Genomic DNA, 16,600 nt, shown 5'->3' with positions numbered 1-16,600 from the left:
ATGCGACAAAGTTTCATTAATCTTCACATTCATAACATTATCTTTTAACTGCTAATATTCCATAGGCTGATTCATTGAAATTATATATATTATCTATCTTAAAACCTGCTTCAGATAATAGTTCCTTAGCCACATCTACAGAAATCAAGTCTTTTTCTTTTATTTGATGCTCTTCACATACTGCTAAATGATTAAAGAAAGCAAGCTTTCCATTAACCTTTAGTATTCTGCTTACCTCAGATAAAAAAACTTGTTTATCTTGTACTTCCTGAATAACATCACATAATAACGCAAAGTTAATTGAAGATGACTCCAATTTAAGATTATCATCATCAGTCTTTATAGTTATAATATTGTTTAGTTCGCTAAACATAGCCCTTTTATCTACTTCATCTAGCATTTTTTCAGATACATCTAAGGCATAAATCTTATTTTTACTTATTAATTTTCCTAAAGGTATAGTAAAATTACCTTTTCCACATCCAACATCTGCCACAACATCATCTTCACTTACACCGAAGCTAGATAAAACTTCAAATGGTGAAGCCTCTACCTTAACTGAGTCACTCTGAAATAAAGCTCCGTTTTGTATGTTTAAATTGTGTTCCATATATAATAATCCCCTTCCCAAGAAACTTATCCTTGTAAAATCCATATCTCCTATAATAATTATCGCCATTATTTAATATTTATAGACTCTACAAACTTATTTACTCCAAAAAGACATTTGCTCTATAGTCCCTTCTTTCAAAGATGAAACTGATAATCCTATCAATCTTATCTTTTCTTCTAATTCCATACCTTCTAATATATCTACTGCTTCTTTATACAAGTCTTTTTCTTCATTTATATATATATTCAATGTTCTACTCTTAGTATGATTCATAAATGAGGCTGTCTTAATTTTTAATGTAATAGTCCTTGCACTAAAGTTTTTATTTTTGAGAATAGAACTTATCTCGCTAGAAAACTCTTTAATATAATCTTTGAGTTCAATAAAGTCATTAGTATCAGTCCTCAAAGTAGTTTCCTTTCCAATAGACTTTCTTTCTCTGGATGTTATAACCTTTCTGTTATCTATACCTCTTATTCTATCATAAATTTCATGACCAAACTTACCAAAGTACTCGACAAATATATCCTCTGGAAGCCTATATAGCTCTTCAACTGTAAAAATACCTATATTGTTAAGCTTCTTAACTGACTTTGAACCAAGTCCATATATCTTATTTATCGGTAATGGGAACAAAATCTTTGGCACCATATCTTTATTTATTATTTTTAATCCATTAGGCTTATTCCAATCCGAAGCAAGTTTAGCTAAAAACTTATTATAAGCTATACCAACAGATAGTGTTAATCCTATCTCATCTCTAACCCTATTTTTTATATTATTAGCTATATCTACAGGGTCTTGCTTTATATGACTTACATCTAAGTAGGCTTCATCAATACTTAATGGCTCTACATAGGGAGTTATGCTGCGAAAAATGTTGAATATATTATTTGATATCTCCTTATACCTGCCAAATCTAGGTTTAAGAAAAACAGCATTTGGACATAGTTCTTTTGCCATAAATATAGGCATTGCACTTTTTACTCCAAACCGTCTTGCTTCGTAAGAGCATGTTGCCACCACACCTCTATTTGAAGTTCCTCCCACTATAACCGGCTTACCCTTTAATCTTGGATTATCCAATATCTCTACTGATGCAAAAAAAGCATCCATATCAACGTGAATTATTATACTATCCAAAAACAATCCCTCCATCGGAAAAGGCTCTATTTAAATTAGACAATATAACTATTATATCAAAAAGAACACACGTTTCCACTGTATTTTGTATTATACTATATTAATAGCTTAATTTGTAATCTCTAATAACATTTTATTTAATGAAAAGTTTTCTCCATACCTTCTAGAACAAAAAATTGCCAATGATTATATTCATTAGCAATCTTCATCTCTTTTAGTAAAGATGTATGAAATCTTTTTTTAATCTATATATCATTATATTTTTTTAACAAATCCAGTATTTGGTTTTCTGGTAAAGGCTTTGATATATAATAGCCTTGGACGATATCACAGTGTTGATTAGCCAAATATAAATACTGTTCTTCTGTTTCCACACCTTCAGCGACAACCTTTAGTCCCATATGATGAGCTAGTTGTATTATTATCCCTACTATGCTTTCATTTGAGCTACTTATACTCTCCGCATTTAGCTCATCTATGAACACCTTGTCTATCTTCAAAACATCAAAAGGCATATCCTTTAAATACGTAAGTGAAGAGTATCCCTTACCAAAGTCATCCAAGGATATATTTATAGACTTTTCTTTAAGCTTATTTAGCTTAGATATATTTTTATCTATTGATTCCATAAGTATAGACTCAGTAATCTCTAAGTTTATATATTTAGATTGAATATCATACTTGGAGATAACATCCTCTACCATAGATATAAAGTCATCCTGTAGCAATTGCACTACTGATACATTTACCGAAACACTTATATCCTTGTAGCCTAATCTATGGATTCTTTCAATAAATTCACAGGACTTCTCTAAAACCCATTGTCCTATTTCTATGATCAAGCCTGTCTTTTCTGCTAAAGAGATGAACTTAAAGGGAGACACAAATCCTAATAACTCACTATTCCACCTTATCAAAGCTTCAAAACCTTCAATCTTTGAATCCTTAACTGAAATCTTTGGTTGATAATGTAGTATAAATTCATCTTTTTCTAAAGCAGTTCTTAATTGATTTTCCATTATAACCATCTCTAATATATTATCATTCATCCATTTTTCAAAGAAAGTAAAGGTTCTTTTACCAACCTCCTTAGACTTGTACATGGCAGTGTCTGAATTCTTTAGAAGATCACCAAAATTCTCTCCATCTCTTGGATAAACTGCAGCTCCAAAACTTGCTGAAGCTATAACTTTTATTCCATTTATTATTATCTTATCCTCTAATATATTAGATAAATCACTAACATAACTATTAACACTATCATCACTTATATTAGGCAATAATATTAAAAATTCATCTCCACCTAGCCTAGCTACTATCCCTCTATCTCCAGTAAAGTTTTTAATCCTTTTCGATACTTCAACAAGCAAATCATCTCCAACTGTATGTCCAAAAGAATCATTTATATTCTTAAAATTATCTATATCCATAAATATAACAGCTATGTTGTTATATTTATTTTTTACTAAATGATTAAAGTTATTGGCTATTTCTACCCTATTAGGCAATCCTGTAAGTGAATCAAAGAATGCCATTTGTCTTATCTGCTCTTCCTGAAGCTTTCTTTCGTGTATATCTGAATGAGATCCCACTAACTTGAATTGTTTTCCATGATTATCTTTTATTACCTTTCCAATAGCATGAATCCATTTATAGTCTTCATCCTTACTTCTTATCCTGTAGTCACAGGAAAAGCTTTCTAAAGCTCCAGAAATAATATCATCTATAACACCTCGAGCCACTAAAATATCTTCTGGGTGAACTATACTAAACCAATCTTCCATAGTTTTAACTTCACTTCTAGTAAGGCCAAAAATCTCATGCCATCTATCTGAGAAGTATCTCTCACCAGTTTCTAAGTCAATCTCCCACAGACCATCGTTTGCTGTCTCAAAGATAATTCTATACATTTCTTCATTCTTCTGTATAAGATCTCGACTTTCCTCTAACTTAATATATTGATCTCTAAGCTCCTCATCAGAAGCTGACAACTCCTCGTATATCTCAGATAATTGATAATTACTTTCTAACAATTCATTTTCAGCTTTTTTCCTTCTTACCACGTTTCTCATAAGAATTATTATAAATATAATTAATACAGTAATAATACATGTTATTATCCATACTAGATATTTATATGAAGCATAAAAAGAGAAATCCTTGTTTATCACTTCGCTTCCATATGGTATCTTATTAATACTAATACCAAACTTCTTCATTACTTGATTGTCATACACACTTCTAACTGATCCATTAGCTTCAATTATATTTTCACTGATTTTTTCTCCACTTATTACCTTAATAGCAATCTCAGCAGCACTTATACCATGTCTTTCTCCACTTAGTACATTACCTCCAAGTGCTCCATGATTAAGCCCTGTTTCATAAACAGTAAATATAGGTACTTCTATTCTTCTACTTAGGTAATATGCCACATCCTCATGCTGAACAGCTCTTCCTGTTTTATCCCTAGCATAAGTAGTCATTAAAACAATACAATTCTTGTCAATTAATGGTAACTTACTATCAAAATCATATAAATCAAGATTATTAATAGATTCCAATCTTATATTAATTTTCAATTTATCTACTGCTCTTTTGACCTCATTTAATGCTGCGGTCCCTGTCTCTGTATTATCATGAACAACATATATTTTACTAGCATCTGGATACAAGTTTAATGCGGATTTTATTGTATCTTCAACGTCTATTTTTTCTATTACGCCATATGTATTGCTAGAGGATTTAATTAATTCTGGTATTCTATACTTATAAACTCCCGAAAATACTATTGGTATATTACCAAAGAGTTCATTTCTATTTTTTATAGAAAAGTTTAGAGCAGCATCGTCAGTTGTCATTACCAAGTCTATTCTTTTATTGGAATACTTATATTTTATAATATCTTTAAACTTGTCCAAGTTTTCACTATACGGATTGTTGTTCCAATCAATGTATTCCACATATATCTTAGAATTTGGATAAGAATTTTTAAAAGTTCCTAGAATTCCACTTGTTTCTAATACAGTCCAAGTATAAGTACTATCATAGGAATTTATTAGCAAGATATTTTTGGGTTGTTGCTCCGCCTTTATAAAAGCCATATTAGAAGATAGACTTATGTTATATATGAATATTATCACTAATGAAATAATAAAGGTAATTCTCTTTATTCTACTATTTTTTATTTTCTTCATATCAGAACACAAAGCCTCCTTTCTAAAAGACATTTTTACTTATTTTTTGACATAAATTTCATATTATCACTAATAATTATAATCCATATGAAAAATTATGTCTATTAACAGAAAACTTTTTTTAATGTATTTAATTTCCTTATTAAATTTTGTATTTTTATAAATACATAATACTATTATCGTGCGAAGCTACTTTTTCTTTTCTGTTAAAAAGTTCATGTAATCCCAACAATACATATTTGACCAACTTTATATTACAGTATTGTTAAAGTGACTTGCTTAAGTAAGCTTTAAATGTAGCATAAATGAAAATAAGCAAGTTATTTAATAACTTACTTATTTTCAAGTATTAACTTCATAGCTTCTTCCAAGTTGGTAGTTGGCTCACTACAAGTAAAGTTTTTACATACATATACGGTAGTGTAGTGATCTACGCTTTGTTGATATTTTGTATAATCAGCTAACTTATGAATAAGCGGATCTTTATCATTAGAATCCTTTCCAAGGATAACGGAAGTAGGAGAATATATACTTCTAAGACTATTTACATAGTTATTGAACTCATCTGAAGCAGTATTACCTACCACAACTATCTCAGTACTGGAACTAATAGACAAAAGTATTCCCGAAACTAGTTGAGTATAGGCTATCGGACTATCCTTAACCACTTGAGAAAAGGCTTTTTGAAGTTTTTCACAATACCCTTCATATTCTGCATTTCCTGTTAATTTACTTAATTTAAGCATATTCATAAAAGCGACAGAATTCCCTGAAGGGATTGCACCATCATATATTTCCTTTACTCTAGCTAGAACTTCTTCCTCCTTTGAAGAAGTAAAATAAAACCCACCTTCCTCATCCCAAAAGTTTTCAACCTGATGATTTGTAAGTTCAGTAGCAAGCTGAAGATACCTTGTTTCAAAAGTAGCCTCATAAAGTTCAATAAGAGCAAATATCATGAAACTGTAGTCATCCAGATTGCCAGGTATATTCCATTCTCCTTTACAATATCTATGATAAAGCACACTATTACTCTTCATATTGTTTATAAAGAAATCAATGCATTGCTTTGCCATCATAGAATAGTCTTTTTTATTAAATACTGCTGCTGCTCTACTTAAGGCGGCAATCATAAGACCATTCCAATCAGTTAATATTTTGTCGTCCAAATGAGGGTGAACTCTTTGCTCTCTTTTTTTAAATAAAGTTTCTTTTATCTTATTTAAACTATTATATAGATTATCGTCATACTTCTCACAGGTTATATCACTCAACTTTTCTTTAAGATGTAGAATATTGTATCCGGTAAATTTGCCAGTAGCTTCATCTTTAAAGTTACCATTATCCTTTAAATTGTATATTTTACTTAAAAGCTGTAGCTCCTGATCATCTAAAACATCTTTAAGTTCTTTAATGGACCATACATAGAACTTTCCCTCTTCTCCCTCGCTATCAGCATCTTCTGCTGAATAAAAAGCCCCTTCTGGAGACAATAAAACTCTCTCACAATAACTTATAGTATTCTCAGCAACTTCTTTATAATAAGGGTTCTTAGTGATATTGTAACAATCAGTATAAGCTAAAATTAACATAGCTTGATCATAAAGCATTTTTTCAAAGTGTGGAAGAAGCCACTTTGAGTCAGTGGAGTATCTATGAAACCCGTATCCTATATGATCATGTATTCCACCAATACTCATTTTATCTAAAGTCTTTGTTACCATATCTAATGCATCTTCATTATTGTATATATGATAATATCTCATCAAAAACAAAAGATTATGAGGAGTTGGAAATTTAGGAGAACTGCTAAAACCTCCGTTTACTTTATCGAAATTATTAACTAGCTGCTTAAAGCAAAGTTCTACAGTTTCTTTTCCCAACACATCGCCTGGAGTGCTTTTTATAGCTTCTTTAATTCTTGAAGAAATATCTTCTGCAGAATTAAATAACCTATCTTTTTCATCTCTCCAAAGCTCTTTTGTTTTGTTTGTAAGCTCAATCATTCCTATTCTTCCGTATTTACTGTTTTTTGGTATATAAGTTCCTGCAAAAAAAGGTTTTTTGTCAGGAGTCATTATTATGGTTAGCGGCCACCCCCCGTGTCCAGTTAACATTTGACATACAGTCATATAAATATTATCTATGTCAGGCCTCTCTTCTCTATCTACCTTAATTGATATAAAGGTTTCATTCATTAGTCTTGCAACTTCTTCATCTTCAAAACTTTCATGAGCCATTACATGACACCAATGGCAGGTCGAATAACCTATACTCAGAAATATAGGCTTATCTTCTTTTTTAGCCTTCTCAAAAGCTTCTTCATTCCAAGGATGCCAATCAACAGGGTTATGGGCATGTTGCAGTAGATATGGGGACTTCTCATCAGCTAGTCTATTGGTAGTAGTATTTAAATTCAAAATAACACCTCATTTTAGCTTTTAATATACTTCTTTATATCTTTATCAAAAATACAATTAACTATTCCGTTTATGTAATGTTAAATATTAAATTTTAATTAATAATATTCTATGGTAGTCTATATTATATTCTTGGTATTAATATATAATTCTCACTAGCCACAACATCCTAGTATTCATTGATGCAATATTCTATCATATACATATTATACAAGTAGTAAACTTTGTCGAATAATGTTATAATTTTAACTGTAGAAACGATGAAAGCCACTAGGGAGGACCAATATGGAAAGAATTTTCGAATCATTAATTGATACTGCACCAATCATAAGCGAGGCTCTTGAAGGAAATGTAGTAATAACAATTTGGGACAAATATCAGTGTATATATAGTTTAGATAGTAAAGTTACTAAATCCTCAGTAAAAGTCGGAGAGCCTTTTGATAGTAAATTTATAGACAATATTGGTGCTAGTGATACCTTATTCAGAAAGAAGAAATCATTTACAGCTAGTCTTAATAAAGGTCAACATGGAGCTGATTTAAAGCTTACTTTGATTCCTGCATTAGATGAAAATAATAATGCTATTGGTTTTATGAGTCTGTCGGCAAGCACTGAAAACTTAAAGAAAATAAAAGGCTCTACAGTAGAATTGAAGAGTTCACTTCAAGAAACCAATACAACTATTGCTGAAATAGCAAATAGTGCTATGAAACTGTCAGAAAGATTAAATCGTATGATAGAGAACACTGAGATTACAGAGAAATTAATACTTGAAAGTAATGAAGCTGTTTCTTTAATTGAAGGTATATCAAAACAATCTAATCTACTTGGACTTAATGCTGCAATAGAGGCTTCTAGAGCCGGAGAGTACGGTAAGGGCTTTTCAGTAGTAGCAGGTGAGATGAGAAAATTATCTTCTAACAGCGGAGAATTCTCTAAGAAGATTTCAGCTGCCCTTGCAGAAATGAGCAGCAATATGACTGCCATTATTAATACAATAAACGAATTAGGCCAGATTGCAACAGACCAAGCATCTGCTCTGCAAGAGGTGTCGTCAACAGTAAAGCAAATATCTGATAACTCACAAGTATTAGTTGAAAGTATGAAAATTGACTAACATATGAAAAAACCACTAACAAAATTAGTTTAGTGGTTTTTTACTTTATATTATTTATAGCCAATAGCTTTACAAAACTTTTAATTATAAACATTTTCTTATTTTATATTACATCAATTATTCGAGATATACTCTCCTTTGAAAAATCAATGAACTCCTCATCAATCTTTATAATTGGACTCAATACATTTTTAGGTGGTATATAAACTACTTCTCCTACTTTCCCATCATCTAGTAACACCTTCATGCCAACATAATATGCTGATAGGTTCTCAAGTAGAGCATACAAAACTCCTGTATCAAAAAGCGTTATACCTTCAGTCAAAAACATATGGAACGCTCTAAATGGATTAACCCCTTTCTTATAAACTCTATCACAAGTCATAGCATCAAACACATCAGCTACAGATATTAATTTAGCATATAAAGGTATATCATAACTTAGTAGCCCAAAAGGATAACCAGAGCCATCAATTCTTTCGTGATGCATCAGTATAGCCTGTTTCACATTAAAATCAATATTCTTATCATTATTAACTATATCATATCCATAAATAGTATGATTTTTTATCTCATAAAACTCATTGTTAGTCAGCTTGCCGGGCTTTTTCAAAATACATTCTTGTATATTAATCTTTCCTATATCATGCAATAATCCTGATTGAGCTATATACTCCAATTTATCAGGAGAAAGTCCCATCCAGTTTCCTATAAGGGATGCATAAATCGCAACATTTATGCAGTGAGTGTAAGTATACTCATCAACGTCTCTTAGAGACCTTAGATATTTTACAATACTGCTTCCAAATTTAGATAGCTCTACTACTAAATTAGATAAATTTGATATTGCTTCGTAATCTATAGTACCTCTTAATGTAATTGTATTTATTATTCTTTTTATATTAAATATGGATAAACCGTAGCTACTTTTTACTCTTTGCGTCAATTCATCCTGCTTTTTATTAACTTCACCAGAAACATCTTCTTCCCTATAAACAGAGATTTCAAATATATAATTACTCAATAACTTATCTATTATATATTTATTTAATGTAGTATCCTGACATATGAACTTTCCACCATCAACTATTATGTCTTGAGCCAAGATGTCACCATCACTCCATATTGATGTTTTTATCTTATATTTATTCAAGTACCTCACCTTATTTCTATTTGTTACTCAAAACTCCAATTCTTCTCATAGCAGCTTCCATTTCTTCTAGGTCTATAGGCTTACCAACATAATCCTCCATGCCAGTTTGAAAAGATTCAATTATATAGTCCACTTTTGCAAGAGCTGTTGTCACTATTATTCTTGAACGCTTTTCTCCCTTTATCCCTCTGATTTCTTCTAATTCTCTTATTGTCTTTAATGCCTTTATTCCATCTACCCTAGGCATCATTACATCTAAACATATTAAATCATAAGGATTATTTGCGTCTAATGCTGCAATAAAAGCCTCTACTGCTTCTACTCCATCTGCAGTAACATCACACTCTCCATAGGCTGAAAGAAACTTCTGCATAAACTTTCTGCTTATTAAATCATCTTCTGCTATTAATATTCTCATTTTACTCTCCAATTTATATAGTCATATATTTTTTCTGCAACTATTTTTTCCATGTTAATTAACAACGTCAACTGTTACCACATTATTACTTTTACTCTTTAACAGATATTATGGTTTCTTAAAAATAAAACTTCTATAAGAACATAACTAGATAAATAGCAAAAATATGTATCTTAAAACATATCTACCAAATATAATATATAACAATATATTTATTTAATAAATACTTTAATGTAAAAATTATAATTAGTTAACAAATAATAATAGTAAAACGAGCTTTTTAAATAAGTTTTCCACATCTATATTTCTAATCACGATACAGAAACTTTACTATAAGTTAAGCATGATTTGTTCGAAAATCCTAGGTAAAGGTACTTGTCTATCTGCAAGTCCAGCCTCAAAAACTACTTTAGGCATTCCATAAACTATACAAGATTCTTCGGCCTCAACTATTACATAACCGTTATTGGCCTTTACATTTTCACATCCAATGAGCCCATCATTGCCCATACCTGTTAGAATTACCGAAAGCAGTCTTTCCTTAAATAGAGGAGCTGCTGAATTTAATGTAACATTTATAGACGGCTTATATAAGGTCTCTATAGGAGAATAATCTGCAACTTTAAAAATATATTTACCTTCTCTATTCTTTTCTATAAAAGTCTGAAATCCAGCTGGTCCAATATATATATTACCACTTTCTAAGATATCGCCATTCTCAATCTCTCTAACCTTTAAGTTGCAGATATTATCAAACCTTTCAGCTAGTGGTTTAGTAAAACCAGGAGGCATATGCTGAAGTACTACAATTGGTATATTCATATCCTTAGGGAACCTTGGCAGTATGGATTGGAGTGCTGAAGGTCCTCCTGTAGAACAGCCTATTATAAGTAAATCTCTCTTTTTAGCATGTATTACCTTGGCCTCATTATCTATTTTGATTTGTTTATCAACAATATTTTCTTCGATATTCTGAACTTTTCCACTTTCTGCGATAGCCTTTAACTTGCTCAAGAACTCAATAACAACCTCTTCTTTTATATCTTCTCCTACTAATGAGCTCTTCAGGAAAAAGTCCACAGCCCCTAATTCAAGAGACTCCAATGCAACTTTTGTCCCTTCTTCTGTGTGGTTACTTAACATAATTATAGGTACCGGACATTGATGCATTATTTCCTTTACAGCGGCTTTTCCATCTAACTCTGGCATTTCCACATCCATAGTTACTAAGTCTGGCTTTAATCTTTTTACTTTTTCTATGGCATCTATTCCATTTCTAGCAATTCCTATTATGAAAAACTGCGGATCTCTTTCTATAATTAAGCTTACGCATCTTCTCATGAAGGAAGAATCGTCAACCACAAGAACTCCATATTGTTTCATATTAATCTTCCTCCTTCTTATAATAAAAGATCGATGGTGTATATATGGTTTCAAAACCAGGATTTATATTAGTTATAGTTTCTGCATGACCTAACAAAAGATATCCATTATGCTTTATAAGTTGATAAAATGTCCCCACTAATTTCTTTATCGCATCTGTGTCAAAATATATTAATACGTTTCTACAGATTATTATATCCACTTTTCCTATTTCATTTACTACATTCTTATCAAACATGTTTATATGTTTAAATTTCACTATGCTTCTGACTTCATCTTTTATTTTATAGTTATCTCCATCATCGTCAAAGTATTTCTGAGTCATACCAGCTGGCATCTTTCTAAAGGATAAGGATTTTTTATGATAAAGTGCTTTTTTAGCTTTATTCAACACCTTTTTATTTATATCAGAAGCTATTATTTCAACTGCACCTTCCTTAAAAAGATTAGTTTCTTTAACCAGCATAGCTAAGGTATAAGGTTCTTCTCCACTAGAGCAAGCTGCACACCATATCCTTAAAGGATTAATACTTGTTCTATCTTTATACTGAGGATAAATTACCTTCTCTATTTCAGTTAGTAGATTGTCTTCTCTAAAAAAGTAAGTTTCATTAACTGTTATCAGTTCTATTAACAAATCTTTTTCCTTATCATCTACTTTAACATATCCTGTGTATTCCCACAGACTTAACTTAAGTTCCTTAATTCTTCCTTCAATCTTTGATTCCAGTGAAGGAAGGTTTTTGCGATAATCGATACCACAAAACTCATATATGTAATTTGCTAATAGTTGTAATTCAGTGTTATTCACGATAAAATGCCCCCTCCACTTCTGATTATATATTCAAATTTATCCTTGATTATCAATCATTTCACGCCAATTTTACTTTAAAACCTCTACCTTAACTCTATATATAAAAGTTGAAGTGATACATAATAAGATGTACCACTTCAAGTTACTTTTTATGCCTAAGCTAACTCAAAGCACTTTGATAATATAAAAATTAAACACTTAATTTCGAATTGGTACTTTAACAGCTCTCAAAACTTAAATATTTATTATTCTTGTATCTCTTCTAAAGCTTCTTTGATGTCATCAGAATATCTTGTAAGCTCTTTTGCAGAATTAGTTGACTTTTCAAGATCATTCTTATTAGAGTTTACAACACGATTAATTTCGTTAATATGCTTAACTAATTGCTCCACTTCCTTAGCCTGAACCTTAGTAGCAGAGGTTACTTCAGTAGCTTGGTCAGTGACATTTTTTATATTCCTAACAATCTTTTCTGTATTCTTAGTCTGTTCCTTCATAGACCAAGTTATCTTTTTAATATCATCTCTTGAGGAACCTACACCTTTTATTATGTCTTCTACACCAATAACCTGTTCTTTTGTTGCCTTAGTCACTTCTAAAGCCTGCTTAGTAACACTTTCCACTGATAAAACAATGTCTTGTCCTTGCTTTGCTTGTTCTTTTACTGCCATAGCAATCTGCTTTACTTGTTCTCTAGAGTTTTCTACTCCAGTAATAACTTCCTCCACTGAAACAGCTTGTTCTTTCACTGCTAAAGTTACTTGCTCTGCTTGCTTAGTCACATTTTCCACTGATGAAACTATATCTTTTCCTTGCTTTGCCTGTTCCTTTACTGCTACTGTTATCTGCTTCACTTGATCTCTAGCATTTTCTACCCCTTTTATCACTTCATCTACACCATTAGCCTGCTCCTTAACTGCTAGAGCTACTTCTGAAGTTTGATTAGTAACCTTTTGTGCAAGATTGGTAATGTTCTTCCCTTGTTCAGCTTGAGATATCATAGAATCTGCAATTTGTTTAACCTGTTCCCTAGTGTTAGAAACTCCAGTTATTATCTCTTCAACTGCCTTAGCCTGCTCTATAACAGACTGAGATACTTGTTTAGTTTGGTCAGCTACGCTTTCCACTGCTATAGAAACATTTTTACCTTGTTTTGCCTGTTCTTTCACTGCTACAGTTATTTGTAATACCTGTTCTCTAGCATTAACCACACCTTTTATTACTTCATCTACTCCAACTGCTTGCTCTTTAACTGCTTGAGTTACTTGAGCTGCTTGTTCGGTAACGTTGCTCACTGCCTCAACAATATTTTGCCCTTGTTTTGCTTGCTCTTTAACCGCTGATGTTATTTGTCTTACTTGCTCCTTTGCATTAATAACACCCTTTATTATCTCTTCAACACCTGCCGCTTGTTCCTTTGTAGCTTGAGTTACTTCAGCAGCTTGGCCAGTAACATTTCGAACTAATCTAGCTATCTCTTTTCCTTGATTAGCCTGCTCTTTAACTGCCACTGTTATCTGTCTTACTTGCTCCCTAGCGTTTCCAACACCTTTTATTACTTCATCAATTCCGCTAGCTTGCTCCTTAACAGCTATAGCAACCTCACTGGTTTGCTTAACCATGCTCTCCACAGACTCAACTACATTTTTTCCTTGACTTGCTTGCTCTTTTACTGCAACTGTTATTTGTCTTACTTGTTCTCTTGCGTTTCCAACACCTTTTATAACCTCTTCCACACCAACAACCTGCTCCCTTGTTGCTTGAGTAACCTGTATAGCTTGGCTAGTAACATTAGAAACTGCTGTAACAATATCCTGTCCTTGCTTTGCTTGCTCTTTCATAGCTATTGTTATTTGGTTTACTTGTTCCTTTGCATTTGCAACTCCCTTAATTACATTTTCAGCCCCTATAGCTTGTTCTTTCGTAGCAGAAGTCACCATTGCGACTTGGTTGGTCACCATTTTCATAGCTTCTAGGATTTCTCCGCTGCCTTTACTTTGATTCTCTGTAGCTAGAGTTATCTCTTTAATTTCAGAACTTACATTTTCTATTCCACCAACGATTTTATTAATTACAGTCCCAACCTCGTTACTTAATCTAGTTCCATACTCAACCTTTTCAGTTCCTACTTCTATAGCTTTTATAGCATTTGAAGTTTCACCCTGAATACCTTTTATAAGTTCAGATATCTCTTTAGTTGCTGATGCACTTCTCTCTGCAAGCTTTCTTACTTCATCTGCTACAACCGCAAAGCCTTTTCCATGTTCACCTGCTCTTGCTGCTTCTATGGCTGCATTTAACGCAAGAAGATTTGTTTGATCAGCAATATCATCTATAACATCTATAATGCTTCCTATCTTATCTGAGCTCTTTCCTAGGTTTGTAATTACATTTTCTGCTTTGTGTATTACCTCAGATATCTCTTTTATAGCATCTAAGGTATTTGCTACTGCTGATTGACCATCCTTTGCATCTTCTCTTACTACTTCGCTTAACTTATTAACATTTTGAGCATTTTGAGCAACTTGATTAATAGATGCGGCCATATTTTCTACTACCTTATAAGTATCTTCAGAAGCCTTTTGAAGTTCTACAGAGTTTCCTGCAACTCCTTGAATAGATTTACCCATCTCTTCTATTGAAGCTGATATTTCTTCTACTGACCTAGAAGTACTTTCACTGTTTCCTGCTACCTGCTCTATAGATGCTACTACTTCCTGAACAGCAGCTGTGGCTTCTTCTGCAGACCCCTTTAAACTCTCAGCATTACCTGCTACTCCTTTAATTGATTTACCCATCTGTTCTATAGATGAAGATATCTGTTCTACTGAGCTTGCTGTACTTTCACTATTTCCTGCTACTTGCTGGATAGATGCTACCATTTCTTGAATTGCAGCCGCTACTTCATCAGTTGATCCTTTTAAGGTCTCAGCATTTCCTGCTACTCCTTTAACGGATTTACCCATTTGTTCTATGGATGAAGATATTTGCTCCACTGAGCTTGCTGTACTTTCACTGTTTCCTGCTACTTGCTCTACAGAAGCAACCATCTCTTGTACTGCTGCTGCAGACTCTTCAGTAGACATCTTTAAATTGTCAGCATTTTTAGCAACACCTTGAATTGTCTTACCCATTTCTTCAATAGCAGCTGATATCTCTTCTACTGAGCTTGCAGTGCTTTCACTGTTTCCTGCCACTTGCTCTATTGATGCTACTATCTCTTGTACTGCTGCTGAAGTTTCTTCTGCAGATCCCTTTAAGCTCTCTGCATTGCCAGCTACACCTTTTATAGACTTACCCATCTGCTCTATGGAAGATGATATTTGTTCCACTGAGCTTGCTGTACTTTCACTGTTTCCTGCTACTTGCTCTATTGATGCTACTATCTCTTGTACTGCTGCTGAAGTTTCTTCCACTGATCCTGTTAAACTTTCAGCATTGCCAGCTACGCTCTTTATAGATTTGCCCATTTGCTCTATGGAAGCTGAGATTTGTTCTACAGAGCTAGCACTGCTTTCACTATTTTTTGCTACTTTTTCTATAGAAGTTATCATGTCCTTAATAGTATCTGCCGTATCCTCTGAAGTACTTTTTAGCTGTTCAGCATTGGAGGCTACACCTTTTATTGATTTTCCCATTTCTTCAATAGATGCAGATATCTGTTCTACTGAACTTGCTGTACTTTCACTATTACCTGCTACCTGCTGTACTGATGCCACCAATTCTTGAACTGCTGCAGTAGCTTCTTGTGCTGAAGCTGCAAGGTTTTCAGCATTACCAGCTACGCCTTTAACTGACTTACCCATCTGCTCTATTGATACAGAGATATTCTCTACAGATTTAGCTGTACTTTCACTATTTCCTGCCACCTGTTGTATTGAAGCTACAACTTCTTGTATAGCCGCTGTAGATTCCTGAGCAGAAGAAGTTAAGCTTTGAGCATTTCCTGAAACTCCCTTAATGGATTTTCCCATTTGTTCTATGGCTACAGATATATCTTCTACTGATCTAGTCACATTTTCACTGCTATCCGCCACCTCTTTAATTGATACCGCCATGTCTTCTAAGGATTCCTGTGAGTCTATTGCAAAGCTGGTTAATTGTTCAGCATTTCTTACAACTCCTGTTATTGACTTAGATAACTCCGCTGTCATTAAATTAGTAGATTCCACTGCTGATGCTTGCTCTGTTGTTCCTCTTGTTACTTGAGTATTTATATCAATTAAATCCTTTAGTTTTTCATCAAGCCTTTTAGCACTAGATAAAGCTCCCTTAACTTTGCTTGATATACCTGAAGATTTCATATACTTTATAGCCATATTTCTACCAAAGTTCCCCAT

General features: G+C 32.7%; 10 protein-coding genes. 1 reads left to right on the top strand and 9 read right to left on the bottom strand.

The features are described 5' to 3' along the window. Nucleotides 1–37: 37 nt before the first annotated feature. From GXK57_RS09575 to GXK57_RS09560, 4 genes are all read right to left on the bottom strand, one after another. Complete coding sequence (locus GXK57_RS09575) at nucleotides 38–610, bottom strand: methyltransferase domain-containing protein (protein ID WP_160674977.1); 573 nt, start codon at nucleotides 608–610, stop codon at nucleotides 38–40. Between the two features lie 96 nt (nucleotides 611–706). After that, a complete protein-coding gene (locus GXK57_RS09570; RefSeq protein ID WP_160674974.1) occupies nucleotides 707–1,756 on the bottom strand; it encodes a DNA polymerase IV in 1,050 nt (349 codons plus the stop codon). A 245-nt stretch (nucleotides 1,757–2,001) separates the two neighbouring features. Then, complete coding sequence (locus GXK57_RS09565; protein WP_160674971.1) at nucleotides 2,002–4,953, bottom strand: ABC transporter substrate binding protein; 2,952 nt, start codon at nucleotides 4,951–4,953, stop codon at nucleotides 2,002–2,004. 332 nt (nucleotides 4,954–5,285) lie between these two features. Beyond that, on the bottom strand, nucleotides 5,286–7,373 hold the full coding sequence (locus tag GXK57_RS09560; RefSeq protein ID WP_160674968.1) for a thioredoxin domain-containing protein: 2,088 nt from the start codon (nucleotides 7,371–7,373) through the stop codon (nucleotides 5,286–5,288). 285 nt (nucleotides 7,374–7,658) lie between these two features. Here GXK57_RS09560 and GXK57_RS09555 point away from each other — a divergent pair, with 285 nt between their 5' ends. Continuing rightward, on the top strand, nucleotides 7,659–8,492 hold the full coding sequence (locus GXK57_RS09555) for a methyl-accepting chemotaxis protein (RefSeq protein WP_160674965.1): 834 nt from the start codon (nucleotides 7,659–7,661) through the stop codon (nucleotides 8,490–8,492). 103 nt (nucleotides 8,493–8,595) lie between these two features. On the opposite strand, the gene GXK57_RS09550 is transcribed toward GXK57_RS09555, so the two are convergent. The 5 genes from GXK57_RS09550 to GXK57_RS09530 all read right to left on the bottom strand — a co-directional run bounded on the left by GXK57_RS09550 (nucleotide 8,596) and on the right by GXK57_RS09530 (nucleotide 16,600). Then, nucleotides 8,596–9,645, bottom strand: coding sequence for an HD-GYP domain-containing protein (locus GXK57_RS09550; protein WP_243156398.1), 1,050 nt, complete (start codon nucleotides 9,643–9,645; stop codon nucleotides 8,596–8,598). Between the two features lie 16 nt (nucleotides 9,646–9,661). Continuing rightward, a complete protein-coding gene (locus GXK57_RS09545) occupies nucleotides 9,662–10,063 on the bottom strand; it encodes a response regulator (RefSeq protein ID WP_160674962.1) in 402 nt (133 codons plus the stop codon). A 330-nt stretch (nucleotides 10,064–10,393) separates the two neighbouring features. Then, nucleotides 10,394–11,446 (bottom strand): chemotaxis response regulator protein-glutamate methylesterase, encoded by a 1,053-nt coding sequence (locus GXK57_RS09540; RefSeq protein WP_160674959.1) that lies wholly within the window; start codon nucleotides 11,444–11,446, stop codon nucleotides 10,394–10,396. Nucleotide 11,447: 1 nt separating this feature from the next. Then, complete coding sequence (locus tag GXK57_RS09535) at nucleotides 11,448–12,257, bottom strand: protein-glutamate O-methyltransferase CheR (RefSeq protein ID WP_160674956.1); 810 nt, start codon at nucleotides 12,255–12,257, stop codon at nucleotides 11,448–11,450. Between the two features lie 248 nt (nucleotides 12,258–12,505). Then, nucleotides 12,506–16,600: a methyl-accepting chemotaxis protein gene (locus GXK57_RS09530; protein ID WP_160674953.1), complete on the bottom strand. Its 4,095-nt coding sequence runs from the start codon at nucleotides 16,598–16,600 to the stop codon at nucleotides 12,506–12,508.

The organism is Clostridium sp. C8-1-8 (assembly GCF_009928445.1).
In the GTDB taxonomy this organism is placed as follows: domain Bacteria; phylum Bacillota; class Clostridia; order Clostridiales; family Clostridiaceae; genus Clostridium_AR.
Note: the sequence above shows the minus strand (reverse complement) of the source record. Positions and strands in the feature narration are given on the sequence as shown.